Origin of the sequence: Pseudomonas sp. 21LCFQ02, assembly GCF_024129895.2 — a bacterium.
Taxonomy (GTDB): Bacteria; Pseudomonadota; Gammaproteobacteria; order Pseudomonadales; family Pseudomonadaceae; genus Aquipseudomonas.
In genome coordinates this window covers 102,692-129,599 of sequence record NZ_CM178749.1, presented here as the reverse complement: position 1 = coordinate 129,599, position 26,908 = coordinate 102,692, and the positions used below count along the sequence as shown (strand labels likewise).

General features: G+C 59.8%; 17 protein-coding genes, 1 tRNA gene, 3 pseudogenes and 1 CRISPR repeat array. Of the genes and pseudogenes, 9 read left to right on the top strand and 12 right to left on the bottom strand.

Annotated elements, in window-relative coordinates; all coding sequences use genetic code 11:
- The first annotated feature begins 20 nt into the window (after positions 1 to 20).
- From NJC40_RS00615 to NJC40_RS00605, 3 genes are all read left to right on the top strand, one after another.
- Positions 21 to 431, top strand: coding sequence for a hypothetical protein (locus NJC40_RS00615; protein WP_045482737.1), 411 nt, complete (start codon positions 21 to 23; stop codon positions 429 to 431).
- Positions 432 to 542: 111 nt separating this feature from the next.
- A complete protein-coding gene (locus tag NJC40_RS00610) occupies positions 543 to 4,223 on the top strand; it encodes a tubulin-like doman-containing protein (protein ID WP_253142661.1) in 3,681 nt (1,226 codons plus the stop codon).
- A 309-nt stretch (positions 4,224 to 4,532) separates the two neighbouring features.
- Positions 4,533 to 5,252: a hypothetical protein gene (locus NJC40_RS00605; RefSeq protein ID WP_253142660.1), complete on the top strand. Its 720-nt coding sequence runs from the start codon at positions 4,533 to 4,535 to the stop codon at positions 5,250 to 5,252.
- A gap of 653 nt (positions 5,253 to 5,905) precedes the next feature.
- Here NJC40_RS00605 and NJC40_RS00600 read toward each other — a convergent pair.
- Together NJC40_RS00600 and mntP are read right to left on the bottom strand one after the other, a co-directional pair.
- The gene (locus tag NJC40_RS00600) at positions 5,906 to 6,451 is read right to left on the bottom strand and encodes a DUF4823 domain-containing protein (RefSeq protein WP_253142659.1); all 546 of its coding nucleotides are present in this window, start codon (positions 6,449 to 6,451) and stop codon (positions 5,906 to 5,908) included.
- Positions 6,452 to 6,576: 125 nt separating this feature from the next.
- The gene (mntP, locus tag NJC40_RS00595) at positions 6,577 to 7,107 is read right to left on the bottom strand and encodes a manganese efflux pump MntP (RefSeq protein ID WP_492180543.1); all 531 of its coding nucleotides are present in this window, start codon (positions 7,105 to 7,107) and stop codon (positions 6,577 to 6,579) included.
- Positions 7,108 to 7,508: 401 nt separating this feature from the next.
- Between mntP and NJC40_RS00590 the strand changes: the two genes are divergently transcribed.
- Both NJC40_RS00590 and NJC40_RS00585 read left to right on the top strand, forming a co-directional pair.
- The gene (locus NJC40_RS00590; protein WP_253142658.1) at positions 7,509 to 8,570 is read left to right on the top strand and encodes an RNA-guided endonuclease InsQ/TnpB family protein; all 1,062 of its coding nucleotides are present in this window, start codon (positions 7,509 to 7,511) and stop codon (positions 8,568 to 8,570) included.
- Positions 8,571 to 8,748: 178 nt separating this feature from the next.
- Positions 8,749 to 10,512 (top strand): sensor domain-containing phosphodiesterase, encoded by a 1,764-nt coding sequence (locus NJC40_RS00585; RefSeq protein WP_253143043.1) that lies wholly within the window; start codon positions 8,749 to 8,751, stop codon positions 10,510 to 10,512.
- 143 nt (positions 10,513 to 10,655) lie between these two features.
- Positions 10,656 to 11,224: direct repeats of the CRISPR family, unit length 28 nt; unit sequence CTTCACTGCCGTATAGGCAGCTCAGAAA.
- Between the two features lie 468 nt (positions 11,225 to 11,692).
- On the opposite strand, the gene NJC40_RS00580 is transcribed toward NJC40_RS00585, so the two are convergent.
- From NJC40_RS00580 to NJC40_RS00565, 4 genes are all read right to left on the bottom strand, one after another.
- On the bottom strand, positions 11,693 to 13,069 hold the full coding sequence (locus NJC40_RS00580) for a c-type cytochrome (RefSeq protein ID WP_253143044.1): 1,377 nt from the start codon (positions 13,067 to 13,069) through the stop codon (positions 11,693 to 11,695).
- A gap of 12 nt (positions 13,070 to 13,081) precedes the next feature.
- Positions 13,082 to 14,851 carry a GMC family oxidoreductase gene (locus NJC40_RS00575; RefSeq protein ID WP_045482728.1) on the bottom strand — a complete coding sequence of 590 codons (1,770 nt, stop codon included), beginning with the start codon at positions 14,849 to 14,851 and terminating at the stop codon, positions 13,082 to 13,084.
- Positions 14,852 to 14,887: 36 nt separating this feature from the next.
- On the bottom strand, positions 14,888 to 15,607 hold the full coding sequence (locus NJC40_RS00570) for a gluconate 2-dehydrogenase subunit 3 family protein (protein ID WP_045482725.1): 720 nt from the start codon (positions 15,605 to 15,607) through the stop codon (positions 14,888 to 14,890).
- A 522-nt stretch (positions 15,608 to 16,129) separates the two neighbouring features.
- Entirely contained in the window at positions 16,130 to 16,909 is a 780-nt protein-coding gene (locus NJC40_RS00565) for a transporter substrate-binding domain-containing protein (protein ID WP_253143045.1), read from the bottom strand.
- A gap of 191 nt (positions 16,910 to 17,100) precedes the next feature.
- On the opposite strand from NJC40_RS00565, the gene NJC40_RS00560 reads away from it, so the two are divergent.
- On the top strand, positions 17,101 to 18,162 hold the full coding sequence (locus tag NJC40_RS00560; RefSeq protein ID WP_492180446.1) for an RNA-guided endonuclease InsQ/TnpB family protein: 1,062 nt from the start codon (positions 17,101 to 17,103) through the stop codon (positions 18,160 to 18,162).
- A 13-nt stretch (positions 18,163 to 18,175) separates the two neighbouring features.
- Here the strand turns inward: NJC40_RS00560 and NJC40_RS00555 are convergent.
- The 3 genes and pseudogenes from NJC40_RS00555 to NJC40_RS00545 all read right to left on the bottom strand — a co-directional run.
- Positions 18,176 to 19,279, bottom strand: a pseudogene (locus NJC40_RS00555) (methyl-accepting chemotaxis protein); the annotation flags it as partial.
- Positions 19,280 to 19,390: 111 nt separating this feature from the next.
- Positions 19,391 to 19,807: pseudogene (locus tag NJC40_RS00550) on the bottom strand (MCP four helix bundle domain-containing protein); the annotation flags it as partial.
- Positions 19,808 to 20,127: 320 nt separating this feature from the next.
- Complete coding sequence (locus tag NJC40_RS00545; protein WP_253142438.1) at positions 20,128 to 20,661, bottom strand: hypothetical protein; 534 nt, start codon at positions 20,659 to 20,661, stop codon at positions 20,128 to 20,130.
- Between the two features lie 221 nt (positions 20,662 to 20,882).
- On the opposite strand from NJC40_RS00545, the gene NJC40_RS00540 reads away from it, so the two are divergent.
- Together NJC40_RS00540 and NJC40_RS00535 are read left to right on the top strand one after the other, a co-directional pair.
- A complete protein-coding gene (locus NJC40_RS00540; RefSeq protein WP_253142437.1) occupies positions 20,883 to 22,061 on the top strand; it encodes a GGDEF domain-containing protein in 1,179 nt (392 codons plus the stop codon).
- Positions 22,062 to 22,193: 132 nt separating this feature from the next.
- The gene (locus tag NJC40_RS00535; protein ID WP_253142436.1) at positions 22,194 to 23,135 is read left to right on the top strand and encodes a hypothetical protein; all 942 of its coding nucleotides are present in this window, start codon (positions 22,194 to 22,196) and stop codon (positions 23,133 to 23,135) included.
- Between the two features lie 217 nt (positions 23,136 to 23,352).
- Here NJC40_RS00535 and NJC40_RS00530 read toward each other — a convergent pair whose 3' ends face one another.
- The 3 genes and pseudogenes from NJC40_RS00530 to NJC40_RS00520 all read right to left on the bottom strand — a co-directional run bounded on the left by NJC40_RS00530 (position 23,353) and on the right by NJC40_RS00520 (position 25,709).
- The gene (locus tag NJC40_RS00530; RefSeq protein ID WP_492180594.1) at positions 23,353 to 24,057 is read right to left on the bottom strand and encodes a methyl-accepting chemotaxis protein; all 705 of its coding nucleotides are present in this window, start codon (positions 24,055 to 24,057) and stop codon (positions 23,353 to 23,355) included.
- 198 nt (positions 24,058 to 24,255) lie between these two features.
- Positions 24,256 to 25,293 (bottom strand): annotated as a pseudogene (locus NJC40_RS00525) (cache domain-containing protein); the annotation flags it as partial.
- 331 nt (positions 25,294 to 25,624) lie between these two features.
- A tRNA-Leu gene (locus NJC40_RS00520) sits at positions 25,625 to 25,709 on the bottom strand.
- Between the two features lie 121 nt (positions 25,710 to 25,830).
- On the opposite strand from NJC40_RS00520, the gene queA reads away from it, so the two are divergent.
- Positions 25,831 to 26,895, top strand: a complete 1,065-nt coding sequence (gene queA, locus NJC40_RS00515) for a tRNA preQ1(34) S-adenosylmethionine ribosyltransferase-isomerase QueA (protein WP_253142434.1) — start codon at positions 25,831 to 25,833, stop codon at positions 26,893 to 26,895.
- The last annotated feature ends 13 nt before the right edge of the window (positions 26,896 to 26,908 follow it).

Sequence of the window (26,908 nt, the reverse complement as noted above, 5' to 3'; positions counted from 1 at the left end):
CTCTCAAGGAAGTTTTTCAAATGGCCCAGACCAGCGCACTGCCAGCCCCGATCCAAAGCACTACCGAGGCAGCAGCTCCGGCAACCACCACAAGTACTCTTGCCGCGCCTGTACCGCTGGACTTGGGACCGAAAAAAGTCGACAGCCGCGATGCGCTGATTGGCGTTGCCGTGCTGGTGGTGCTGGCGATTGTCTTCTTCGTGATCAAGAACGCTTACGCCAACTGGCGGGTGCGTGAGCGCGTGGCGCCCAGCCGTGCCAACGCCTCGGCCTGGTTTCTGTTTCTGGGGTTGCTGATGGTCGCAGCCATGGCCGTGCTTGCCGTGATCAATTCGGGCCAGTTCCTGGCGCCGTTGTATTTCGCGCCGCTCGGTGCTGTGGCAGCGATCTCGTTGGTGGCTTGGCTGATGACCTTCTCTGCCAAGCGCTGAGCAAAGCGCTTGCCATGACCACGGCATCTTGCGGCCGTGGTTGCCTGTACTGAATATCTGGATCAATGCCGAGCCACTCGGCCTGCCCGGCCCGGGCACATGGAGTTTTCAATGAGCGACACTGCACAGCCAACCGGCGCGACGGCAACGACCCCCATCGTCGAGAAGATTCACCCGACGCTGTTCATCGCCCTTGGCGGTACGGGGATGAAGGTCAACATCCGCGTGCGCCGGCGTATTCTCAATGCCATCTGGGGCGGCAATAGCCAGGTGCAGCAGATCGCCGATTTCCCGGTGGTGCAATTTGTCAACTTCGACCTCGATTCTGGCGAAGTCACTCAGGACGGCAAGTCGGTGAAAACCGACGTGCTGGCCGAGCAGGTGAGCTTCACCTCGGAAGAAAAGATCATCGAGCAGCTCAACCTGAGCAAGTACACCCACTCCATCGACGAGCTCAACCGGCACCGCGAAGTGGCCGAGTGGTTTCCGCTGACCCCGGAAAAGATCCGCCATCTGGGCATCGACCCGTCCAAGGGCGCCGGGCAGATTCGCGCTTTGTCGCGCCTGTACTTCTTCGACAAGTACCCGACCATTCGCGACAAACTGCGCGACAAGGTCGGCCGCCTGCTGAGCAATATCGGTGCCCAGGCCGACAAACTGAAAAAGCTCGGGCTGGAAATCGAGCCTGGAAAGATCCGTATCGTGATCACCGGCTCTGCTGCTGGCGGCACCGGTTCGGGCTCGTTTCTGGACATGGGCTACCTGGCCAAGGCGATTCTTAAAGAGAGCAACATCGCCGGTAAGGTCGATCTGTTTTTTGTATTGCCCGGCGGCTTTCATGCCTACAACACCGAGCGCGTGCAGGCCAACGGCTATGCGGCGTTGATGGAGCTGGAAACCTGCATGCGCGGCAATCCATTGCTCAAGCACTGGGACGCCACCGATAACCTGTTTATCGACACGCGCCCTTACGATGATGTCTACATCATCGATAACACCAACATCGCCCAGGCCAAGACCAGCGATCAGGAAGACATCTACGAGATGCTCTCTGACGTGTTGTTCACCGACTTCACCTCGCAGGACTTCGCTAACAAGAAGCGCTCGATCGCGGTCAACCAGAACCAGCACAAGATCCGCTCTTATACCGTGCGTCTGCCCCAGGACTACGGTGACAACACCGAGTTGCGCTTCCCGTGCAGCTACTCCTCGATTGGCCAGGCAACGCTGGACACTCGCATCGACGCTCGGCAGAACGTGCGCTTGTGCCGCCAGGTGCAGCAGATGCTCAAGGCATTTTTCGGCGTGGCCAGTGCGGCTGCCGGCGGCAACCGGCCTACCGATAAAGAGCGCGATGAGTTTCTCAAAGAACAGCTCAACGTGACCCCGCGCACGTTCACCGAGTTGCCCGAGTTTCTGTCGCGTGTTGAGCTGACTGTGGCAACGGGTGAGTTTACCCATTATCAGATCGCTGACGACTTGTTGCAGGTCGACGGTGACATCAGCGTCACTGGCCAGATCGAGCAGAAAGTCGAAGCTTTGTTTGAGCGCCTGCAAAGTGGTGGCGCGGATAAAGAGCAGTGGTTGACCCATGTGCGTGAAATCCAGCAGCAGCTGGAGCGCGACACCAAGGGCAGCTCGGTGGACAGCGCCGAGCGCAACCACGAAGTGCGGATTCGTGAAAATCGCTTCAAGCGACTGGCTGAACTGACCCGCGAAGATGCCTTGCCGGAAAAACTGTTCCGCCGTCTGGACGACGACGAGCGCGGTGGTCTGGATTACACCCTGGCCTTGGTCGAAATGCTCAAGGACCGTCTGGAAAACGAGGGCGGCGGGATTATCCCGGCGCTGGAAAAGAACGCCGCGCGCTTTCGCGAACTGTCCGAGAAGCTTGAGTCTGCCGAACTGGCACGTGAGTTCGAGCGCCTCAAGGAAACTACCGACAAGGGCTTGTTTGCCCGCCTGAGTGGTAAAGACAAACAGGCCGACACGGTTCTGGGACAGATCAAAGACACCCTGCGCGAAAGCCTGTTGTTCTATGTCCGCTTTGTCGCGGCCCGCGAAGCTGCGTTGCTGCTGCGTGATGTTTCCGAGTGGCTGGGCCGTAAAGAGTCGGTGGACCACAACGGCCAGCCGGTCTGGAATGGTTTTGTCGGTCGCCTGCAAGATGGCCGCAACGCGGTCAACCAATTGCTCAAACGTATCGACACCGATATCGCCAAGATCGACGCCAGCATCAAGGAGGAACACGCCACCCTGATTGCGCTGACGCTGGTGCAAAACAGCGAAGAAGCCATGGGTGAAAACCCGGACGTGCGTGAGTGGGCCAAAGACGCGTTCAAGGATTTTGGCGGTTCCAAAGTGCTGTTCGGCAAGCTGCAGACCGAAGAAGGCCAGGAAGAGTTGCTGTCGAAACTGCGTAACAAATCGGTACAGCAATTGCCCCGGCAGGCTTCGGCCGCTGACCCGCTGATGGCCGCGTTAGGCGCCCTGAACCCGGATGAGCAGCGCGAGAAATTCCGCCAGTTGCTGCAGCGTGCCATGCCGTGGACGCCGCTTAACCTCACTGGCGGTTTCAATATCAACAAAGACCGCTACACCTGCCTGATCGGCGTCAACGACGCCAGCGAATTCAAGCGGGTTTACGGTGCGATGCTGGGCCAGTGCCTGCCACAAGGCACCGGTTTGAACGCCGGGCAGATTCAGTTTGTCGAGTCGGGCACTCCGGGCAAACTGATCTGCTTCACCGAGTTGTCGGGCTTCCCGATGCCGGCGCTGACCCCGTTGCCGACCTACCTGGCCAGCTACCGCAAGGAAAGCACCGCGATCCCGCTGCATGTGCACAAGCGCATCAGTCAGTTCGTGCAACCCATCCAGTTTACGCAAGAGCAATACCGGCAGTTTGCAGAAGACTTCAAGCTCTACCTGCACGCCATTGCCTTGGGTGTGCTCAAGCGCCTGGACAACAACCTGTACGAGTTCTACATCGATAAAGAAGACTTCACCATCGGTGATGAGTTCTCGATTCGCCAAAGCGGCTTCAAGCCGGTGCATCGCGGTGACATAGAGAATCAGGTGCGCAGCCGCACCCAGCGTCTCAACGATGCTCAGGTTGCCGCGTTGGTCGTGGTGTTCGACGAGATGAGCCGCAGTGCCTATAAGGCGCAGAAGCGTATTGACGAGCAGGGCGCCTCCGAGTCGTTTCAGTCGTTCCCGTTCAAGATTGCCGAACTGCTCAAAAATGAATACAAGGCGCGCCTCAAGCGTCAGGTTCCAGGTCAGGAAGACCATCTGGTCCGTAGTGCAGAGGCGGCGTTGGGGCAGTTCAGTCAATTTGTGGTTGGCTCACGTGCCGATGTTTATCACGACGAAGTCCATCCTGAACACGCTGAAAAAATCAGCGTGCGCAATGAGTTCTTCAATGAGGGCTGGCTGGATAACCTGCTCAATGCCCAGACACCCGCAACCGCGCCGGTCGCTGCGCCAGCCGTTGCCGCACCGCCACCACCGCCGGCCCCGGGCGGCTTCGCACCGCCGCCACCACCCGCTGCGCTGCCGCAATACAGCTACCACTTGAGTGTGGCCGGCAGCACCTACGGTCCGTACACCACCGCGCAATTGCAACAGTACGTGCAAAGCGGCCAGGTAACCCGCGACAGCCAGTTGTGGCGTGAGGGCATGGCCGGTTGGCAAGGCGCCGGGCAAATCGTTGAGCTGGCCTCACTGTTCCAGCCACCGGTCGGCGGCCCGCCAGCGGCAGCCAGCATTCCACCGCCACCGCCAGTGAGTTGAGCCATGTCTGAGACAGCCAAAGCCTTGCAGTTTCCTGCTGCCTGCCTGAACAACATGTGTGCCCAGCCACTCGCGGGGCCGGTGAATCACTGCCCGTTCTGCGGCACGCTCATGGCGCGTGCTGCGCCGGTTCTGCGGGTCGTGCCGCCTGCGCCTGTCCCGGTGCCTGCGGCAACATCCGCCCCGGCGCCTGCGCCTCAACCTGCACCGGCACCTGCCGCAGCAGCGCCGACACCGCCGCCTCCGGCTCCAGCTCCAGCACCTTTGCCAGCAGCCGATACTGCGGCGCCTGTGCCGCCGAAGCGGCGCATGAGCAAGATCGGCCTGGCCCTCGTTGCTGTTTTGGGCGTAGGTGCTTATGGCTTGCAGCAACTGGGCAACAAGCATGACCAGCAACTGATCGAGCAGGCCATTGCGGCCGGCAAGAACTGCCTGGGTAAAAAAGACTACCGCTGCGCCATCGACAATGCCGACAGCGCACTGCAGAAAGACCGCAACGAACCGCGTGCCTTGAGCCTCAAGCAACAGGCGCAAGCTGAGCTAGCGCGTGTGCAGAAGGCCGAAGATGACAAGCAGGCCCGGCTACAAGCCGAAGCCTCACAAAAGGCCGCCGCCGAGCGTGCTCGTCAGGAGCAGGCCCGCGCGCGAGCGGCTCAGGACGAGCTTGAAGCGCGGCGCAGAAGCGAAGAGCTGGATCGTCAGGCTCAGGAGTTGCGTGAGCAGCGCGTTGAAGAACAGCGTCGGCGCGAACAGCTTGCTCAAGAGCAGCAAGCTGTTCGCGAGCAACGTCAGCGTGCTCAAGAGCGTGCGGCTCAGCAACAGCGGGCACAGAACTCAGGTAACTATGTCGCTCCACCGAATGCGTTCAACCGTCCGGCGTTCAACGCCTCTTCCGGCAGCAGCACTGACGACATCATTCGCCAGGGTCAGCAGATGCAGCAGTTTCAGCGTCAGCAGCAACAACCGCAACGGCAGACGCAGGGGCAACAGCAGCAGAATAAAGACGTGATCAGGTCGATTATCAATTGATCAAGCGCAGGCCTGTCATAAGACCTGCCTGGCTTTGAATTTCCGGTTACCGGACAAAGCCATGCAGGGCTGTTTCATGGATTCAGGGTGCGCCCGGGATGTACCTTGGTGGACATCACAGTAGTATGCCGATCAAAGGCTGACGCGCTCCTTGTAGGAGCGACCTTGGTCGCGAAGAGGCCGGTAAAAACACTGCATCTGTTGTTAATGTCGCTTTGTATTCTCCAGCCGCAAAGGATGTCGGCAGGTTCTTCTTTACTGAACTGAACCGGTCTCGACTGATCGGCATCAGTTCGTATGTTCAACGTTGAACCGTCGATTGTTTAAGCCGCCTGCACGGTAGTGAAGGACGAATGATGTCGTCTGTGCTGCTATTCAATTTTCTGAGCTGCCTACACGGCAGTGAAGGCCGATGGCCGGCTGGTCGACACCCTCGATAATTTCTGAGCTGCCTACACGGCAGCTCAGAAAAACAACGCATTCAATCAGAATTTCGAAGATGCCTTCACCGCCGTACAGGCAGCTCAGAAAATCACCGAAGCTCTTATCGAATGTGTCGTAGGTGTCTCTGTCGTTCGGACATCATAAGAGTGTTTGTTTGGCCATGGTCTACCGTTGGTTCTTACTCGCGTTTCACCTTGTCGATTTTATTTCTACCATGCTCTGCGTGGGCTCTGATGAAACAACCCTGCCACAAACTCACTCACAGGTTCGGGTAACAGATCCTGTGGATGGTCGCCTCCGAATGTTGCCAGCCCGCTTCGGCCTTTGATGATGGCGGCGCTCAGAACGTCCCCTGATTGCACCTGAACTATCTCGATTTTGACTTCGACTTTATCCGGGATCATCGACCATTCGGTTGCGCGGTCCTCCCAGTGAAGAATCGTTGGGAAAACCAGCAGGTCCTGGCCAGCTTCCCGCGCTGCATACAGTGCCTGGTCAAAGTGATTCGTCTCAGGCCCCAGACGAATGCTATGGACTTCTTTAGCCAGAGCTGCCCGGATGATCTGGGCGGTATTCCTCCCTGAGCCCTTGTACGTGTGAGTGCCATACTCGCCGTCAGTGGGCGTGGAGACGTAAAATTTTTGAGTTCGTTCGAGAGGTGCCAAGGCTTGTTGTTGAGGCATCCATTGATGGGAGTCTGCGCAGCCTGTAAGCACGACAGATAACGCAATAAAAATAAGGCTTCGCATCGACATGTCCTTGTCCGGGGTTGCGGCTCAATAATATCAAGCGCCGGGCAAGGACTGTCGAGTAGCGCTGGATATCAGGCGCCGCAGGCCACACAGCTGCTAACGCCAGACCCAGCTGCCGGGCATTTTGCTCAAGCCGTCAAATGCTCAAACAGAATCGTCCCGCCCACAATCATCAGCACCACGCCGCCGACAATCTCGGCTCGTTTACCGACCATCGTGCCGAGCACTCTCCCAAGCATCACGCCGATGGTCACCATCACTAGCGTCGCCAGACCAATCGCCGCTGAGGCAACCAGAATGTTCACGTCGACAAATGCCAGGCCCACCCCCACTGCCAAGGCGTCGATGCTGGTTGCCACGGCGGTAACGGCAAGGATGAACAACGAGTGCTGGCTGGATCTTTCCTGTTCTTCCTCACCGTCGTCTTTCACGCCGTTGTAGATCATGTGCAGGCCCAGGCCGATCAACAGGGTGAAGGCAATCCAGTGGTCCCAGTCGGCGACCCATACTGACGCGGCGCGGCCGATGGCCCAGCCAATCAAGGGGGTGATGGCTTCGATGACGCCGAATATCAAGCCGGTGCGCAGGGCTTCGAGAAAGCGGGGTTTGTGCAGTGCGGAGCCTTTGCCGATGGCCGCTGCGAAAGCGTCCGTGGACATGGCCAGAGCGAGGAAGATAAGGGCAAACGGGGTCACGGTTTACGTCCAGCCGGGCTATGAGTCAACGACACGGCAACGCGCCCGGCTTTAGGCGTGTGCAATGTCGCTGGTCTCACCAACCTAAAAGGTGTTCGTACCACGGCTGACGTGCCGAGAATGTTGATACGAACGCCAGCGATTGCTCGCTGACAGGCTACTCCCCAACGGAAGCGGCGATTATATACAGACCTGGATGAACGGCGGGTGAAGTTTTTTTGGGTAAGCCAGGTTCTTCAGGTTCGCCTTTATCAAGCTGGCGCGAAAAGCCCCTTCCTTCAGGTGGGGGATGAAAGCGCCACCGCGAAGCGCTGATAGGGGTTAAGATCCATAAAACCGCCCCTATTCTGTGTTTCATGACTGAAATGAAAGCGACCAAAACCCTCAAGATTCGAGTGCGAGACAAGCACGCAGCGCAGCTGCGTGAAGCGTCTCGCGCTGTGAATTTTGTGTGGAACTACGTAAACGAGTTGAGTAGTCGCTTGATTCGTGAACGTGGTCGTTTTCTGTCGGCGTTCGACATTCACAAGTACACCAACGGGGCCGGCAAAGACCTGGGACTGCACAGCCAATCGGTGCAGGCTGTTGCCGACGAATATGTCACACGGCGCAAGCAGTTCAAAAAGCGCCAGCTCCGCTGGCGCTGCTCGGGCGGCGCTCGGCGCAGCCTGGGTTGGCTGCCCTTCAAGGTCGGCGCTGCTGTCTGGAAAAACGGCCAGGTCGCCTTCAACAAGCAGCACTTCAAGGTCTGGGACAGCTACGGCCTGGCGGGCTTTAAATTCAGATCCGGTAGCTTCAACGAGGACAGCCGTGGACGCTGGTATTTCAACGTCGTGGTCGAGGTCGACCGGCAGTTATCGCCAGGCCAGGACGCGGTGGGTATCGACCTCGGACTGAAAACCACGGCCACCTGCAGCGACGGTGAACGCCTTGAAAGCGGTAGGTTCTACCGGGATCTGGAAAGAGCCTTGGGCACGGCCCAGCGTGCCGGCAAGAAGGCTCGTGTGCGGGCGATTCACGCCAGGATTGCGAACCGCCGCAAGGATGCCCTGCATAAGTTCAGCAACGCGCTGGTAGCGCGTTGTGGCGTCATTGTGGTGGGCGATGTGAACTCACTGAAACTCGCGAAAACCAGGATGGCCAAGTCGGTGCTGGACGCCGGCTGGGGTCAATTGAAAACCATGCTGGAATACAAATGCGATCACGCAGGCACGGTTTTCAAGGTTGTTAGCGAGAGAAACACCACCCAAACCTGTTCGAGCTGCAAGCAATTGCCGGACTCGAGGCCGAGAGGTATCGCAGGGCTTGGAATAAGGGAATGGACTTGTTGTGGGTGCGGTGCCACCCACGACCGCGACGTCAACGCCGCCAAGAACATTCTCGCGCTCGGGCATGAGCGTCCAGTTGTGGGAATCCCCGCCCTTTAGAACGGGGAGGATGTCAAGCAGGCATACAAGCGCAGCGAGGCAGTAGGGTAACCGACGGAGTGTGTCGAATCTTGTCTCTGCTCAGGATACGCTGACCCTTGGGCGCTTTTTTGTCGGGGGCGTCAGCAATTGCCGTTAGAGTGTCAGTTGATAGCACCCGTTAACGAGGTATCTGTAAGTGCAGGACGAAGCAAACGCATCCTCAGCCAAACCGCTGCACCAGCACGTGCTGGACGCCATGGCGTGTTTTGAGGGCATCAAGGATGAGATGTTCGATGAGCTGATTCAGATGGCCACCGTGCATTTCGATGTGCCGATTGCACTGATTTCGATTCTTGAAGACAGCCGCCAGTGGTTTCTGGCCCAGTCGGGCATGAGTGTCGGGCAGACTCCGTTGATCGACTCGTTCTGTGCGCGGGCTATCTTGACTAATGATTTTTTTCAGATCACTGATGTGCTCAGTGATCGGCGTTTTCGCGATAACCCGTTGGTACAGGGCGATCCGGGTATTCGCTTCTACGCGGGCTACCCATTGGTGACTGGCGATGGCGTGCCGCTGGGCATGTTCTGCATCATCGACACCCAGCCGCGTGACAGCCTCAATGCTGAGCAACAGACCATGCTCAAGCAAATAGCCAAAGTGGTCATGTTGCGCATCCGCGACTTGCGCGAAACCAGCTATGTTGACGCCACCATCGGCCTGTTCAACCGCCTCAAGTTCGAAAAAGACGTTGAGGCGTACCGCAATCGTGACGAACCGCTGACGGTGATCGCTGCCGACATGATCTCGCCGGCGTTCCTCAATGAAATCGTCAAGTCGCTGGGCTACCCCTTTGCGGCCAAAGTGATGTTGCTGCTCAAGGACAAGCTCAAGGCCATCATTGGCGAACGCGATCTGTACAAGATCAGCCCCACCCGCTTTGGCTTCATGGTGCCGGGCAACGGCGATATCACAGACTTGATCGATCAGCTTTCCAGAGAAATCGAGCAGCCGATCGAATGTTCCGGTATCCCTCTGCAACCGCGGGCCGGGCTGGGCATGTTACGGCTCTGCCGTGGCGACTGGCATGAAGACTGGCTGCGTTGTCTGGTCAGTTCGGCTGACCACGCCCGGCACAAGGGCAAGGGCTGGGTGTACTTCGAGCCAGAGCTGGATCGGGCCCAAGTGCGTGCGTTTACCTTGCTGAGTTCGTTGACCATCGCGGTAGAGCGTGAAGACCAGTTCTTTCTGGAATATCAGCCCAAAGTGGATACCCATACGGGCCGGATGTGTGGCGTCGAGGCGCTGCTGCGCTGGCGGCATCCGGAGCTTGGTTTGATCAGCCCCGGTGAGTTCATCCCGCTGGCGGAAAAGACCCCGCTGATTGGCAAGATCAGTCTGTGGGTGGCGCATCATGCGCTGGAACAAGTGGTTGTATGGAAGGCGCTGGGGCATGACTGGCCGGTGTCGATCAACGTCTCGGCCGCCGACATGGCCAACTCGGCCTTCGTCGAGCACTTGATCGGCTTGTTGCGTGAGAAAACCATCGAGCCGTATCTGCTGGAACTTGAATTCACCGAAGGGGCATTGATGATCAGCCCGCAGGTGACTCACCGTAATCTGGAGCGCATCCGTGACTGCGGCATTCATCTGGCGATTGATGACTTCGGTACGGGCTACAGCAACTGGACTTATCTGAGAACCTTGCCGGCCACCACGGTGAAGCTGGATCAATCGTTCATGCGCGATGCATGCATCAACCCCAAGGACCGCGCAGTGGTGATCTCGATCATCCAGTTGGCGCAGACCATTGGTTACAAAGTGGTCGCAGAAGGGGTCGAAACCGCAGAATTGTACGAATTGCTCAAGGAATGGGGCTGCGACCAGATTCAGGGCTACTACATCGCCCGGCCGATGGGGCCGCAAGCGTTGCTCGCGTGGGCGCGGCAGGCGCAGGACTAGCCACCCTGCCAGACCCTCTTTTTTGAGGTCAGGCTCGTGCCTATATAAATCAATGGGTTAAGTCGGTGCTGAGAAAAAGGGTTCCCGGCCCGGAATCAGCACTTTTCTCTTTTAAAACGTAGGCTTAAAGAGCAGAGTGTCTACTTCACTGCCGTATAGGCAGCTCAGAAAAGAGCAACCGAAACCCTCACGAACTGCAGTTACTTCACTGCCGTATAGGCAGCTCAGAAAACCGCTTGAGCCGCCGCCTGACGAGCCACCGCCTTCACTGCCGTATAGGCAGCTCAGAAACAGGGCGCCTTGGTCGAGTTGCCGTACCCGACCTTCACTGCCGTATAGGCAGCTCAGAAAAGCAGCGGCACGCAATCAGGGTCTTCCGGCAGCTTCACTGCCGTATAGGCAGCTCAGAAAGCTATCCAGTTTCTGCTGGATGTGGTCACGAACTTCACTGCCGTATAGGCAGCTCAGAAAAATGGTTGAGGTGCCAGACAGTGACAACTGAAACTTCACTGCCGTATAGGCAGCTCAGAAAAGGGCACTGGCGATGTCGATCACTGACACCGGCTTCACTGCCGTATAGGCAGCTCAGAAATTGAGCCGTCGAAGCGCTACTACACGCGGGGGCTTCACTGCCGTATGGGCAGCTCAGAAATCTTCGGAAACGCGCGTTTCCTGCAGGACCACCTTCACTGCCGTATAGGCAGCTTCGCAACTAAAGCCAATACTGGTCAGTTAGACCGGTGGGAGCCAGCTTGCTGGCGAAGGCGGCGGCACATTCGCAGCAGTTGCTGTGACTTTACCGGCCTCTTCGCGAGCAAGCTCGCTCCCACCGGGGGCATACAGTACCTGAGCGAACAGTATTGCAACTTAAGCCAATACTGTTCGTCAGGCGCTATAACTCTGTGGGAGCGACCTTGGTCGCGAAGAGGCCGGCGGGTCTGGTTGGGGCCTTGTGGGAGGGAGCTCTGCTTGCGACAGGGCCAGTAAAATCGGCACATCTGCTGTGGATGTAACCCTGCAGTCGCCAGCAGAGCTGTCTCCCACGGACCTGGCCGGTCTTAACTGATCGGCATTATTCCTGCCATGCCCTGCGCTTGCTGCTCGAAAGAAAGGGAGTCTCTTGCAGGTTGCCCAGCCAACACCCATGGCCTGGTCATGAAGATGACCAGGCCATGTTTGCTTAGTGCTGCGGCTTCGACGGTTCCAGGGTCGTCTTGGCCGTATCGTGACCTGCATTCAGGTTGGCGCGGATATCACGCACCTGATTGGCCGTCACGGCACCTGCATTGTTCGACCAGCCCTGGCGCAGGAAGCTCACCAGGGCGGCGGTCTCGCTGTCGTCCATGCGCCAGGCGAAGCCCGGCATTGGCAGCACGGCGGGGGCGCGGGAGGTCGATGGGGTGGTGGTGCCGGCCAGGATCACGTGGATCAACGCGGTTGGGTTGTCGGCATTGATGATGGTCGCACCGTCCAGGCGCGGGAACACCCGCGATGCGCCTTCACCGGCCACGAAGTGGCAAGCCCCGCAGTTGTCCAGATACAGCCGCTCACCCAGGGTCAGGTCCTTGGCAGCGGTCAGCTTGGCAGCAGTTGCCGCGCTGCGCTGCGGGTCGTGCTGGTAGGTGGCCTGGCTGGCTGGCAGCGACTTGAGGTACGCGGCAATGGCGTGCAGATCGGCGTCGGTCATGTGCGAGGTGCTGTTGGCGATCACGTCGGTCATCTCGCCGCCTACCGAAGCCTTGGCGTTGCGGCCAGTGCCCAGGTAATCAACCAGCTCTTCCTGGGTCCAGTGCGGCATGCCGCGCAGGCTTGGCACCGACCAGCCATTGAGTTCGCCACCGGCCAGGTAGGTCGCGCTTTTCTCGTCCAGGCCGCGCTCCTGCATGGTCAGTGCCCGTGGCGTGTGGCACGAGCCGCAGTGGCCCAGGCCCTGCACCAGGTAGGCACCGCGGGCGATCTGCGGGTCTTTGCCATCGGTCGATACCTTGAGCGACACGGCGGCATCCTCCGGCAGTGGCGAGAACAGCGTGCGCCAGTAAGCCAGAGGCCAGCGGATCGACAACGGCCACGGAATGTCATTGGCCTTGTTGGCCTGTTTGACCGGGGCCACGCCATTCATGAAGTAGGCATACAGCGCCTGGGTGTCTTCATCGCTGGTGCGTGCATAGGACGGGAACGGCATCGCCGGGTACAGCGCCGTGCCGTCGTGGTTGATGCCACGGCGTACCGCTTGCTCGAACTGACCGTAGGTCCAGCCACCGATACCGGTGTCTTTGTCGGGCGTGATGTTGGTGGCATAGATGGTGCCGATCGGTGACTCGATGCCACGGCCACCGGCAAACTCCTTGCCGCCGTGGGCGGTGTGGCAGGCCACACAGTCACCGGCGCGGGCCAGGTATTCACCTTTCTTGATCAGCTCGGGGGTGACCGGCTGGGTCAGTTGCGCGGTTGCATCACCGGAGCGGTTCAACAAGCCTGCGACCAGCCAGCCGAGCAGCGCCAGGACCACACCCAGCACCACCAGGGTGAGCAATAGGGAACGGGATTTGGATTTCACTTTTCTCGCTCCTTATGCCTGCACCAGCGGGCCGGGGTTTTTCAGGTACTGTTCCTTGATCGCCTGCGCTGCATACAGGGTGATGGCGCCGATCATGGAGGTGGGGTTGGCCTGGAAGTTCTGCGGGAAAGCGTTGCCGCCCGGCACGAATACGTTGTGCACGTCCCAGCTCTGCAGGTAGCGGTTCAGCGCGCTGGTCTTGGGCGAGTCGCCCATCACTGCGCCACCGACGTTGTGGGTCGAGACGTACTTGGTCAGGTCCCAGTGCGAGTCCATGCCCAGGAAGCTCTCGGTGTAACTGTCGGGGCCGAGTTCCTTGGTGATGTCCAGGACGATCTTGCGCAGGTACTGCTGCAGTTTCAGCTCGTTCTGTTTCCAGTCGAAGGTGATCCGTGCCAGCGGCAGGCCCCAGCGGTCCTTGTAGTTCGGGTCCAGGTCCATGTAGTGGTCGCGGTACGACATACAAGTGGTGGTGATGCTGACCTTCATCGAGTGGCCGTACCAGTCGACCATGCCTTCTTTCCAGCCCTTGCCCCAGTCGGCGGTGCCGGCCGGCAACGAGGTGCCGATAGGCGCGCCGGTGGCTTGCGAGCTGTGAATCTTGGCGCCGCCAATGAAGCCCGCCGCGTTGCCGTCGAAGTTGCCCGGCGATACGTCATTGAACATCTGCCCGGTGGCACCGGCGGTGGCGAACGGGTTGAAGAACTTGTCTTTGAAGAACAGCGTCGCGTTACCGTTGCTGAGGAACGCGTAGTTGCGGCCCACGGTGCCGGTTTCAGTCACCGGGTCATACGGCTGGCCGATACCGGAGAGCAGCATCAGGCGCACGTTAACGAACTGAAAGCCCGCCAGCACCACGATTTTCGCTGGCTGAAACACAGTGTTGCCGTCGGCGTCGGCATAAGTCACGCCTTTGGCGGTCTTGCCGTCCGGGTGCAGCTCGACCTTCAGGACGTTGGCGTTGACCTTGTAGTCAAAGTTGTCCATGCGGTTAAGCGCATCCATCACGGCGGTCTGCGGCGATGCCTTGGAGTAGTTCAGGCACGGGTACTTACTGCAATAGCCGCAGTAGTTGCACGGTGCGATCTGATTGCCGTACGGGTTGGTCCACGCCTGGGAGACGTTGGCCGACGGGTTGGGGAAAGGGTGGTAGCCCAGCTTGCGCGCCACGTCGGCGAACATCGAGCAGTTCAGGGTGTCTTTCAGCGCCGGCAGCGGGTAGGGGTTGGAACGCGGGCCTTCGAACGGGTCGCCGCCTTCCATGATCTGCCCGCGCAGGTTGCCGGTGTTGCCGGACAGGCCGCAGATCATGTCGAATTTGTCGAGGTACGGCTCGATCTCTTCCCAACTGAACGGGAAGTCACCGATGCGCATGTCGTCCTGCAACACGCCCTTTTTGTAGGCCTGGTCGGCGTAGGTCTTGAGCTTGATATCGGTCGGCGTCGGGCGAATCAGCACGCCGGTCCAGTGCAGGCCCGAGCCGCCCACGCCGGTGCCCGGTTCGAAGGCACCCCACTTGCGGGTCGGCAGCGCCATGCTGCTGGTGTTGTGGCGTACGGTCATGGCCGCATCTTTGGGGGTTGCCATGATCTTGTTGCGCACGCCGTAGGCGTACTGGTCAGCCGGTTTGGGATAGGCGAAGTCCTTGTTGGTACGGTCTTCGCCGCGCTCCAGAGCGCGGACCTTGAGGCCCGCCTGGGCCAGCTCGATACTCATCAACGAACCGGCCCAACCCAGGCCGACTACGACGACATCGACTTCGTCATTGGTAATGTTTGCCATAAAAACCTTGCTTGCGTGAAGGCGAATGTTCCGGGGTCAGCCGCGCTGGCCGCTGACACTGACCGGACCGAGGGGGTACTTGACGTTGTGCTGGGTGACCCATTCGACGTAGCTGGCGCGGGCACCGGGGAAGCCAATGGCAATCCACGCTTTCATGCCCTTGTTGCCGCCGTAGATCGGGTCGGCCAGGTAGCCCTGCTTGGTGTGGCCCAGCAGCTCACCGAAAAACTGCTTGGACTTGAGGATGTCCTCGCCATAGGCCCTGAAGTCAACTTCGCCGCTTTGCAGCTTTTTGAGCACGTCGTTCTGTACCGGCGCGTCCAGCACCGCGAAGTTGTCGCGATGTTTTTCCTGGCACCAGGCGTTCACGGCCTTGATCGCCGTGCGGTAGATCTGCTGCGGGGTGAACGGGATCTGGTAGCCCATGGTTGGCGGCGGGTTGGCCGGGAACGGGCCTTCCAGATAGATCTCGCTGCCCAGGTCGCTGGCCAGTTGCTGGTCGATGAACACCGGTACGTTGGTTTCCAGCGCGCCAGGGCCACGGCCTTCGGCGGGGATCAGGCGGTCGGTGGCGGCGAGCACGAATGCCCATTCGCCAGGGCTGAAAAAGGTCGGGGCGTAGGTGTCCAGGCCCGGGGCAATCATCTCTGCGGCGGCCGCGGCACTCAGGCCTTTGACGGTCACACCCATTGCCGGCAAGGCAATCAGGGAGGAAAGCAGAAACTTCCTTCGCGATGTCGGTTTGTTTAACAACATGTAGGGATCACCTATGACTGCTCACAAGAAAATCCCGGACGACACAAGGCTCTAACACACGCCTGACGGCGCATCTGACCCTCTGCTTGAACGTTGGCGACAGGTTGCTGGACTGTTCGCACGCCGGCTGCCGCTCGCTTTCTTGAGGGCAAACGACAGCGTGGGCAAACGACCGGGGTCGTTGCCAGGTAGGCGAACAATTCAGGAACAGGGCTGGCAGGCCTTCTAGGCTGCTCTCATTGTGTTTCGTTTGCAGCGGGACGGCCGGGTCATCACGGTGACCCGGCTCGAACATAGAGGTGCGATACGGTTTGATCGCTTGCTCATCACGGGTTGTACGATGTTATCAGAGTCATTCGGCTATGTAACGAATGATTTCATAATGATAGTCAAGCGCTCTAGTGTCGCATTCTTGCGGTTGGTTGCGCTGTCTTTAGGATGTCCGATTACCAAGAAAATCTTGTGAGATTTTTATGGTTATCTGATGACATCACAGGTCCTTGAGATTATCGCTCTCAGCCTTCAGGGCAGCGCCAGCCACTCACTCTGCACCTTCTGGTAAGCCCCTGTGGCCTTGCTCAGGTGCAGCCATTGATCGACATAGCTCTTCCAGTCCGCATCACCGCGCGGTAGCAGGTAGGCTTTTTCACCGTACTGCATGTAGCGCGACGGGTTCACGGCGCACAGGCCCGGCAAGCGCTTTTGCTGATACAGCGCTTCGGACGAATCGGTAATCATCACGTCGGCTTTTTTATCCAGCAGTTGCTGGAAGATGGTGTTGTTGTCGTGGAAGGCCAGTTGCGCCTTGGGCAGGTGCGCGCGGGCAAAGGCCTCATTGGTGCCGCCGGCCGGTTCGATCAGGCGCACCGCCGGCTGGTTGATCTGCTCGATGGTCTGGTACTTGTCCTGATCGACGCAGCGCACCAGCGGGATCTTGCCGTCCACATCCAGGGTGTTGCTGAAGAACGCCTGCTTCTGCCGCTCCAGCGTCACCGAGATCCCGCCCATGCCGATATCGCACTTGTTGGCGAGAAAGTCCGGCATCAGGGTCTTCCAGGTGGTCGGCACCCATTTGACCTTGACGCCCAGGCTTTGCGCCAATGAGCGCGCCATGCTGATATCAATGCCTTCGTACTCGCCATCGGCGCGCCGATAGGTGTAAGGCTTGTAGTCGCCGGTGGTACACACCGCCAGCTCGCCTGCTTGCTGGACCCTGTCCAGATGCGAGGTCGGCTCTTGAGCCTGGGCCAGACCGGACAGTCCCAACAACAGGGCGGTGATTGCGGACAATTGCAGATTCATCGGGGCGGTTACTCGCTTGTTGGTATTGAGGGACCAGCAGGGTAACCGCTTTGACGCCCCTTACGGCAGACGCATCGGTTACCAAGCTGGCGCGAAAAGCCCCTTCCTTCAGGTGGGGGAAAGCGCCACCGCGAAGCGGTCATAGGGGTTAAGATCCATAAAACCGCCCTATCCTGTGTTTCATGACTGAAATGAAAGCGACCAAAACCCTCAAGATTCGAGTGCGAGACAAGCACGCAGCGCAGCTGCGTGAAGCTTCTCGTGCTGTGAATTTTGTGTGGAACTACGTAAACGAGTTGAGCAGTCGCTCGATTCGTGAGCGTGGTCGTTTTCTGTCGGCGTTCGACATTCACAAGTACACCAACGGGGCCGGCAAAGACCTGGGACTGCACAGCCAATCGGTGCAGGCTGTTGCCGACGAATATGTCACACGGCGCAAACAGTTCAAAAAGCGCCAGCTCCGCTGGCGCCGCTCGGGCGGCGCTCGGCGCAGCCTGGGCTGGGTGCCCCTCAAGGCCGGCGCTGCTGTCTGGAAAAACGGCCAGGTCGTCTTCAACAAACAGCACTTCAAGGTCTGGGACAGCTACGGCCTGGCGGGTTTTAAATTCAGATCCGGTAGCTTCAACGAGGACAGCCGTGGACGCTGGTATTTCAACGTCGTGGTCGAGGTCGACCGCCAGCTGTCGCCGGGCCAGGATGCCGTGGGTATCGACCTTGGGTTGAAAACCACGGCCACCTGCAGCGACGGTGATCGCCTTGAAAGCGGCAGGTTCTACCGGGATCTGGAAAGAGCCCTGGGCACGGCCCAGCGGGCCGGCAAGAAGGCCCGTGTACGGGCGATTCACGCCAAGGTTGCGAACCGCCGCAAGGATGCCCTGCATAAGTTCAGCAACGCGCTGGTCGCGCGTTGTGGCGTCATTGTGGTGGGCGATGTGAACTCACTGAAACTCGCGAAAACCAGGATGGCCAAGTCGGTGCTGGACGCCGGCTGGGGCCAATTGAAAACCATGCTGGAATACAAATGCGATCACGCAGGCACGGTTTTCAAGGTTGTTAGCGAGAGAAACACCACCCAAACCTGTTCGAGCTGCAAGCAATTGCCGGACTCGAGGCCGAGAGGTATCGCAGGGCTTGGAATAAGGGAATGGACTTGTTGTGGGTGTGGTGCCATCCACGACCGCGACGTCAACGCCGCCAAGAACATTCTCGCGCTCGGGCATGAGCGTCCAGTTGTGGGAATCCCCGCCCTTTAGGGCGGGGAGGATGTCAAATGCGAAAGCGCATCACCATCGCGTTCAGCGCTACCGCCAGTTGCGACAGCTCACCGCTGGCGGCCGAGGTCTGGTTGGCGCCGGCAGAATTCTGCAGCGACAGGTCGCGGATGCTGGTCAGGTTGCGGTCGACTTCCCGGGCGACTTGCGCCTGTTCTTCGGTGGCCGTGGCGATGCTGATGTTGCGCTCGTTGATCTGGGCGATGGCGGCGGTGATTTCAGTCAGCGCTTTGCCGGCGGCTTCTGCGACCGTCAGGCTTTCCTGGGCGCGTTCGCGGCTCAGGCCCATGGCGTTGACTGCTTTGCCAGCGCCGTTCTGGATCGAGGTAATCATGCTTTCGATCTCGGCGGTGGACTGTTGGGTACGGTGCGCCAGGGCGCGAACCTCGTCGGCGACCACGGCAAAACCGCGTCCTGCCTCACCGGCACGGGCGGCTTCGATGGCCGCGTTGAGCGCCAGCAGGTTGGTCTGGTCGGCGATGCCGCGAATCACATCCAGCACGCCGCTGATGTTCTGTACCTGAGTGGCCAGGCCGTCAATCTCGGTGGCGGTACTGCCGACCGCATGGTGCAGGTCGGTAATGACCGCCACCGTCTCGCTGACCCGTTGGCGACCGTTGATGGCCGACTGGCTCGAGTCCTGGGCGGCATCCGAGGCCAGAGCGGCATTGCGGGCGACTTCCTCGACCGACGCGCTCATCTGATTGATGGCTGTGGCCGCCTGGTTGATTTCATCGTTCTGGCGCTGGATACCGCGCAGTGCGTCAGCGGTGACCGCGCTGGTTTCTTCCGAGGTGGATGCCAATTGGTTGGAGGAGTGGCCCAGTTCGCCCAGCGTGTGGCGCAGGTTCTGCTGCATCACCGCCAGGGCGCCGAGCAGGCGGCCCGGCTCGTCATCGCCGTTCACCTCGATCGGCTTGCTCAGGTCGTTGCCGGCAATCTGTTCGGCGACATTCAGCGCCTGGGCAATCGGTGCCACCAGGCTGCGGGTGAACAGCGCCGCCAGGCCCAGGGTGGCAATCAGCGCAACGATGATCGCGGCGATGGTCACATACTGCGCCTCGGCATACACCGCGTCGGCCCGTTCGCCGGAGCGGGTGGTCATCAGCTCGACCTGGCGGGTGACCTCTTCGATGTCCTTGCTCAGCCGGTTGGCCGCCAGGGTCTGCTCGCCACCCGGCGCAGTAATGGCGCTAATGGCCTCTTCACGCTTTTGCTCAACCAGTTCCAGAAAGCGCGTATGCACGCCCAGATAGGCGATCAGGTTGGCCTCCATCTGGCTGTAGGCTTTCTGGCCATCCGGGTTGGTCAGCAGCGGCTTGAGCTTCTTCACATCGGCTTCGAGGCTGGCGCGGCCATCCTTGATGCGTTGGTAAGCCACCTGGAGTGCCTGTGGCGACTGGGCGGTACGCAAGTTGGTATTGCCAAGGCGGATGGTCAGCAGGTCGCTTTCAATATTGGCGATCGCCTTCACGGCAGGCATCACCTTGTCCTGCAGCACTTGCCGGGAATCTTTGAGTTGGGAGGCCTCGTACAGTGAGAACAGTCCGAAAGCCGAAATCAACAGGGCAAAAAAGCCGAAGCAGAGCAAGGAGCGGGGGGCGATATTGAGGTTTCTCAGGTTCATGCTGAAAGCCTGTCTACGGAGGAGGGGGCGGTCTGGCGCGCAGACCTTAACCGTTTCAGGCAAAGCTCGCTTGTTAGGCTTTGTGAAGTTCAGGGGCCATTTATCTTTTTTTAACGGCTATGGCGACGAAATTTGGCGTGGCTGAAATAGCAGGCGATAGGGCTGAAACGCCCGCGTGATAGCCATTTGACGCCATTGGATTGGCGGGCGTTTTCTGTCAGGGACTGCTGCGGCTCGGTGCGACAAAATACCGCAGCAAGATTTTCTGGTTGATGCACCGACCTGTTGCTGATTGCTCATGGGGCGGTGGCCGGATTGGCTCAAACGTACTCCACCTTCGACTCTACCCAGCCGGTAAAGTCTGGATGCACGCGAGCGGCTTGTTCCGCCAACTGCTGCGCAGTTTCATCACTCAGACCGTAGCGTTCATCAATCGCTTCGGCCAGCGCCTGCCAGACCATGTCTTGGTTATCGTCCTCATCAGGTTCGACCCAGCTATCGACGTAGAACACCTGCCCCGAGCCCAGTTGGCGGATGAAGTCCTCAAGGCTGCCCGCCACCAGGCTCGACTCGCCCTCCGAGCCCATGAACACCACCGGCGGCTCGCCGGCCAGGCCAGGGTAGTACCACAGTAGAAACAGCGAGCCGGTGCCGTCCTGGCCGAACTGCACGAAACTGTCGCCTTGCGCGGCCCAGCGCTGGCCACCAAACCAGTGGCCGAAGGTCTCGGCCAGATCTTCATCAGTGGTCGCAAGGAACTCGAAATCAATTGGCCAGGTGATCAGTTGGCGTTCGCACAGGCCTTCGATAAAAGCGATGGCGTCGCGGGTGGTCGGGTCCAGTTTGCTTTGCATGGTGGCTTTCCGTGAGGGGTGGGGGTCAGTAGACAGCATAGAGCCGAAAATCTTCGAGCCGGGGCGGGTTGCTGGCTGGCGACGCCGGGCGTCGGTCGTCGGTCGTCGGCTTAGCCGATCGGGGCTATGTATGCCATTGCCCGAGTGATGTACTCTGCCAAAGTCCTTGCAAATGCTTACAATCGCCCCCTTTTTTTGCTCACTTACAGGCTTGGCAGTCCATGGCGCTCGACCCAACAACCATGTTGGTCCTTTCTATCGCGCTCGCAGCTTCTGCAGCACTCTATCTGGGCATTGAATGGCGCAGTGTCCGCGCTTCGTCGCTACTGTTCTGGAGCCTTGGTTTTACCACCATCACCGTCGGCTGTAGCCTGGCGTTGCTGCGCAACAGCGGCATCCTGATCATCGGCATCTGGTTCGCCAATGGCCTGCTGGTGCTGGCGCACTGGCTGTTCCTGCTCGGTGTGGCACGTTTCACGGAGGTCAGGCTGTCGCGGGTCTGGTATTGGCTGGCCGGGGTGTGGCTGGCCATGCTGTTATTACCTGAAGGGCCGCAGTGGTCGAAAACCATGCTGCTGGCCAACTCGCTGCTGGTCTCGATCGTGACCTTGCGGGCCAGTTTTCTGCTACGTCCGCATGGCCTTTCGTTGAGTGTCGGCGCGGCGCAACTGCGGTTTGTGCTGTTGGCCCATGGTCTGTTCTACCTGTGCAAAGGGCTGTCGGTGTTTGCGCCGGGCACGCTGGTCGATCTGGCGGCGTTGCGCGGTCATGTGATCCAGATTTCGCTGGTCGAGGGGGTGATCGCCATCATGCTGTTGGCGGTGTCGATGACCGGCACCGAGCGTTACCAGCGTGAAAAGCAGATCGCCCGGTTGGCCGCTCGCGACCCGCTTACCGCGCTGTATAACCGCCGCGCGTTCGAAGCCCGGGCGGTGCGTCTGCTCAGCGATGTTTCGGCTGCCAGACCAGGCGCCTTGCTGCTGATCGATATCGACAACTTTAAACCGGTCAATGACCTGCATGGCCATGCCGCAGGCGACCGACTGCTGGTCCTGCTCAGCGAGATGATCCGTGCGCTGGTGCCCAAAGGCGATCTGGCGGCGCGTCTGGGCGGGGATGAGTTCACCATCCTGCTGAGCAATGCGTCTTGCGAGTCCATCGAGGTCATCAGCAGTGCCTTGCGTGAGCAGTTTCAGCAAGCCGCGACAGAACACTTTCCGACACCGTTGCCGGTCACCTTGAGTGTGGGTGCCAACCTGTTCGGTCAGCCGCCGGTCAGCCTCACTGCGTTGATTGAGCAGGTGGACAAGGCGTTATACGACTCCAAACGCAGCGGCCGCGATGCCTTGCGGATGGTCGATCAGACAGTCGGTACCCAGCAAACATTGCAGGCCCAGTGAGGTTGCCGGCCTCCTGCAAGCAGGGCGCCTGACCTTTGCGCCAACCAGGCATTAATATTTTGAAACATCAGCGCAGGCGCAGGTCGTAACCAGTGAGGGACTTATCCTTTCACTGCCAAAGGGCCTGCAATCATGATCACACCTGCGCAATACACCACCTACGCGCCCGACCGGGCGAGCCAGTCTGGCGTCTCCTGGGCGGCGATTTTTGCCGGTGCCGCAGGTGCGGCAGCTTTATCCATGATCTTGCTGTTGTTGGGCTCCGGGCTGGGCTTCGCGCTCTCGTCGCCCTGGGGTGATGAGGGCGTCAGCGCCAAGGCGCTGGGTATCTCGACGATTGTCTGGCTACTGGTGACGCAGATCCTGGCGTCGGCGCTGGGTGGCTACCTGGCAGGCCGGTTGCGTGGCAAGTGGACCAACCTGCACGGCGATGAGGTCTACTTCCGTGACACCAGCCACGGCTTCCTGTCCTGGGCTGTGGCCACCCTGATCACCGCTGCACTGGTGGTCAGTTCGGTCGCTTCGACGGTCGGCAGCGTGGCTCAGGTCGGTGGTCAGGCGGCGGGCGCGGCCATGGCCGCCGGTGGTGCCACAGCGGTTGGCGCGATGAGCGATGGCCAGAATCAGGGTGACGGTGGCTACTTCATCGACAAACTGCTGCGCAGCGCCGACCCTTCCCAGGCCAGCCAGACCGATGCGCAAGGGGTGACCAGCCGCATCCTCAACAAGGCCTTGGCCGGTGACGGCCAGATGAACGCGGACGACCGAGCTTACCTGGCGCAGTTCGTCGCGCAACGCACCAGCATGACCCAGCAAGAGGCCGAGCAGCGCGTTGACCAAGTGTATGGCGAGGCTCGTCAAGCTATTGAAGACGCCAAGCTTGCGGCAAAACAGGCCGCAGACACCGCTGCCAAAGTCGCCGCGCATACCGCGCTGTGGACGTTCATCGCCCTGTTGTGCGGCGCCTTCTTTGCCAGCCTTGCGGCGCTGTGGGGCGGTCGTCAGCGTGATCGCGCGCTGTGGATCGATGACCCACTGGAAACTGCCGCGCTGGAACGTGCCCGTCGCACTTGAGAGTTGATTTGACAATCACCCGGTCGTGACCGGGCAAGGAGCTAAATGATGCGTTCGCTATTGCTGTGGATTATTGGTGTACCCATTCCGGTGATCATCCTGATTGCCCTGTTGATGTGATGTCACCTGACGGCGGGCCTTAAAGCCCGCCGTCTTCATCTCAAGATTTGAAGCTGACTATTCCCGTAGGAGCGGCTTCAGCCGCGAAAACTTAGATTCAGGACTTGAAGCGCCCCACCAGCCCATTAAGTTCATCAGACAACTGTGACAAGCGGCCAGAGTCGGTCTGCGCCGAGTGCGCCAGGCTTTCCACCAGCCTTGCCTCGTCGTAGATCTGCTGGATATGCCGGTTAATGTCTTCAGCCACACTGTGCTGCTCTTCGGCAGCGGTGGAAATCTGCAGGTTCTGGTCACGGATCTCGTTGACCGACAACTGAATACCTTCAAAGCTGTCGCGCGCACTTTCAATCGATGCCACGCTGGCCTGCGACAGCTCCAGGCAACTGTGCATCTTCTGCGAAACCTCCTGGGTCTTGCCGCCCAACGTGCTAAGCAACTGATCGATCTCGCCGGTCGAGTCCGCCGTGCGCTTGGCCAGCGCGCGCACTTCATCGGCCACCACGGCAAAGCCGCGACCCTGATCACCGGCACGGGCGGCTTCGATCGCGGCGTTCAGCGCCAGCAGGTTGGTCTGCTCGGCAATCGCACGGATGGTGCCGAGAATCTGGTTGATGCTGCGGCTGCCTTCCTCAAGCTCGACCATCGCCTGCGACGACTCACTCAGGCGTCGGCCCAGCCGATTGACATGCTGGGTGCTCATCTCGATCTGCTGCTTGCCTTCGGCCACCCGGCTTTGCCCGCTCTCCGCCGACCCGGCAGCCGTGGTGCAGGCCCGCGCGACTTCGTTGGCAGTGGCGACCATTTCGTTGAACGCGGTGGACACCAGTTCAACGGCCTGGCGCTGACGGCCCGCCGCCTGATCCATATTATTGGCCACTTCGCTGTTGACCCGCGAAGCGTCCTGCAGATTGGCCGAGGCCGCGCCGATGTGCTGGATCAACTGGCGGATGGCGGCGAGAAACTTGTTGAACCAGCCGGCCAGCTCTGCGGTTTCGTCCTTGCCCTGCACGTCCAGATTGCGGCGCAGATCGCCTTCGCCTTCGGCAATCGATTGCAAACCGGTACTGACCTGGCCGATCGGTTTGACGATCACCCGGGCAAATGCTGCTGCCAACGCCGCGAAGATCAGCACCAGAACCACGACGATGCCGACGATCAGGTAGGTGATATGCGTCGCCGCCGCCATGACTTCCTGATGCTCGATCAGGCCGATATAGCGCCAGCCAAGGCCCGGCGAGGTCCAGACGTTAGCCATGTAGCGCACGCCGTTGATCTCGACCTCGGTAGAGCCCTGAGTCGTGGCCGCCAGCTTGGCATACGGCTCGCCCAGGTCCTTGAGCGGCTTGAAGCCATGGCTCGGATCGCGCGGGTCGACCAGCACCACGCCGTCTTCGATCAGCATCACGTAGCCGCTTTCACCCAGCTTGATGCTCTTGACCAGCTCGGTGAGGTTTTTCAGCGAGACACTGACGACAAACACCCCCTTGGGTTTGCCAGCGGTATCCAGCATCGCCCGCGCACTGCCAACCAGTGCCACCGCGTCTTTCTCATAGTAATAAGCCGGTGTACGCACCGTTTTGCCAAGGCTGGCCATGGCCGCTCTGTACCAAGGGCGGCCACGTGGATCATATTTGGACAACTGCGGATCATCCGGCCACTTGGCATAAGTGCCGTCCTCCAGCCCGATAGACAGAATCGCCGCCGTCGGATGAGTCTCGCCATAGCGGGCAAACGCATCGATCACTTGCTTGGCCGCAGCTGGCAACGGCTGACTGGCCGCATCGGCAGGCTGATAGTTCTTCAGGCTGGTGACCGAGGTGTACTGCGGATCGGCGGCCATCTGGTCGACGTTGTGCTGGGTGCTGTCGAAAAACTGCCGGATATTGCCGTCGATCTGACGAATTTCACGGGTGCTGCTATCAATGAACTGATCGACCGCCTGCGAGCGGATGTTCAGCACTGAAATCACGGCAACCAGACTCACAGGGATGAAAGCCACCAGTACAAAGGCCAGGACGAGTTTGTTCTTTATTTTCATTATGGCTACCACGGTCCGGTGTGAAGGGGTCAATGGGGCATCGCGGGTGGATGGTAGCCATTGGATATTGCAAATTATGTCGGCGGGGTGGAGGGAATCTTGATGGGGCGGGTGGGGTTGGTTCAGGGGGCGTTCATTAGCTTGGAGGAGCAGCGGGCGGCGATCCGTCTTGCTAGCGAAGGGGGCTTTAAGAACACTGGACATGCGCAAACTGTCGCGCCGCAACGCGTCATCAAGAAGCAAAGGGGTAAAAGACGCCCATAAAAAAACCGGCTCAACTGGCCGGTTTTTTATATCCAAGTCTGCTAGTTGACTTGGACGTGCTGCTGTTTGGTGCCCCGAGGGAGACTCGAACTCCCACTCCTTTCGAAAACGGATTTTGAATCCGCCGCGTCTACCAATTCCGCCATCAGGGCTCAATGGCCGCGAAGTATAGGGAGCACTCGACGCTCGGTCAACCATGATTTTTGAGGGTTTTTTACTATTCAGGGCAAACCGGCTAAACTTCCCGGCCCTGCTGGACGACCCCCCACCATCATGCGTGTTGCCGACTTTACCTTCGATCTTCCCGATGCCCTGATCGCGCGTCATCCGCTGGCCGAGCGCCGCGGTAGTCGCCTGTTGACCCTGGATGGCCCCAGTGGCGCCCTGGCGCATCGTCAATTCACTGACCTGCTGGAGCATCTGCGTCCTGGCGACCTGATGGTGTTCAACAACACCCGGGTGATTCCGGCGCGGCTGTTTGGCCAGAAGGCTTCCGGCGGCAAGCTGGAAATCCTTGTCGAGCGGGTGCTGGACAGCCATCGCGTGCTGGCCCATGTCCGTTCGAGCAAATCGCCCAAGCCGGGTACTGCGATCCTGGTCGATGGCGGTGGCGAGGCGACCATGGTTGCCCGCCACGATACGCTGTTCGAGCTGGCGTTCGCCGAGCCGGTGCTGGCGTTGCTCGACCGGGTCGGGCATATGCCGCTGCCGCCTTATATCGATCGCCCTGATGAAGGCGCGGACCGTGAGCGTTATCAGACCGTGTATGCCCAGCGTGCCGGTGCTGTGGCGGCGCCCACGGCGGGGCTGCATTTCGACCAGCCGCTGCTGGAGGCGATTGCCGCCAAGGGCGTCGAGACCGCGTTCGTGACCCTGCACGTGGGTGCGGGCACCTTCCAGCCGGTACGCGTCGAGCGCATCGAAGATCACCACATGCACAGTGAGTGGCTGGAAGTCGGCCAGGATGTGGTCGATGCCGTGGCGGCGTGCCGGGCGCGCGGTGGCCGGGTGGTTGCGGTGGGTACCACCAGTGTGCGATCGCTTGAAAGCGCTGCGCGTGATGGTGTTTTGACGCCGTTCAGCGGCGATACCGATATCTTCATCTATCCTGGCCGACCCTTTCATGTGGTCGATGCGCTGGTGACCAATTTCCATTTGCCTGAATCCACGCTGCTGATGCTGGTTTCGGCGTTTGCCGGTTATCCCGAGACCATGGCGGCCTATGCGGCAGCCATCGAACAGGGTTACCGCTTCTTCAGTTACGGTGATGCGATGTTCATCACCCGCAATCCCGCGCCCACGGGGCCGCAGGAATCGATCCCGGAGGATCGTCCATGAGTCGCACCTGTCG

What these genes read in the sequence shown, in the direction of transcription:
- NJC40_RS00535 (WP_253142436.1), top strand. Translation starts at nt 22,194, where the DNA reads ATGATCACACCTGCGCAATACACCACCTACGCGCCCGACCGGGCGAGC.
- queA (WP_253142434.1), top strand. Translation starts at nt 25,831, where the DNA reads ATGCGTGTTGCCGACTTTACCTTCGATCTTCCCGATGCCCTGATCGCG.
- NJC40_RS00575 (WP_045482728.1), bottom strand. Translation starts at nt 14,851, where the DNA reads ATGGCAAACATTACCAATGACGAAGTCGATGTCGTCGTAGTCGGCCTG.
- NJC40_RS00600 (WP_253142659.1), bottom strand. Translation starts at nt 6,451, where the DNA reads ATGTCGATGCGAAGCCTTATTTTTATTGCGTTATCTGTCGTGCTTACA.
- NJC40_RS00565 (WP_253143045.1), bottom strand. Translation starts at nt 16,909, where the DNA reads ATGAATCTGCAATTGTCCGCAATCACCGCCCTGTTGTTGGGACTGTCC.
- NJC40_RS00590 (WP_253142658.1), top strand. Translation starts at nt 7,509, where the DNA reads ATGAAAGCGACCAAAACCCTCAAGATTCGAGTGCGAGACAAGCACGCA.
- mntP (WP_492180543.1), bottom strand. Translation starts at nt 7,107, where the DNA reads ATGTCCACGGACGCTTTCGCAGCGGCCATCGGCAAAGGCTCCGCACTG.
- NJC40_RS00570 (WP_045482725.1), bottom strand. Translation starts at nt 15,607, where the DNA reads ATGTTGTTAAACAAACCGACATCGCGAAGGAAGTTTCTGCTTTCCTCC.
- NJC40_RS00615 (WP_045482737.1), top strand. Translation starts at nt 21, where the DNA reads ATGGCCCAGACCAGCGCACTGCCAGCCCCGATCCAAAGCACTACCGAG.
- NJC40_RS00545 (WP_253142438.1), bottom strand. Translation starts at nt 20,661, where the DNA reads ATGCAAAGCAAACTGGACCCGACCACCCGCGACGCCATCGCTTTTATC.
- NJC40_RS00560 (WP_492180446.1), top strand. Translation starts at nt 17,101, where the DNA reads ATGAAAGCGACCAAAACCCTCAAGATTCGAGTGCGAGACAAGCACGCA.
- NJC40_RS00610 (WP_253142661.1), top strand. Translation starts at nt 543, where the DNA reads ATGAGCGACACTGCACAGCCAACCGGCGCGACGGCAACGACCCCCATC.
- NJC40_RS00540 (WP_253142437.1), top strand. Translation starts at nt 20,883, where the DNA reads ATGGCGCTCGACCCAACAACCATGTTGGTCCTTTCTATCGCGCTCGCA.
- NJC40_RS00605 (WP_253142660.1), top strand. Translation starts at nt 4,533, where the DNA reads ATGAGCAAGATCGGCCTGGCCCTCGTTGCTGTTTTGGGCGTAGGTGCT.
- NJC40_RS00530 (WP_492180594.1), bottom strand. Translation starts at nt 24,057, where the DNA reads ATGGTCGCCACTGCCAACGAAGTCGCGCGGGCCTGCACCACGGCTGCC.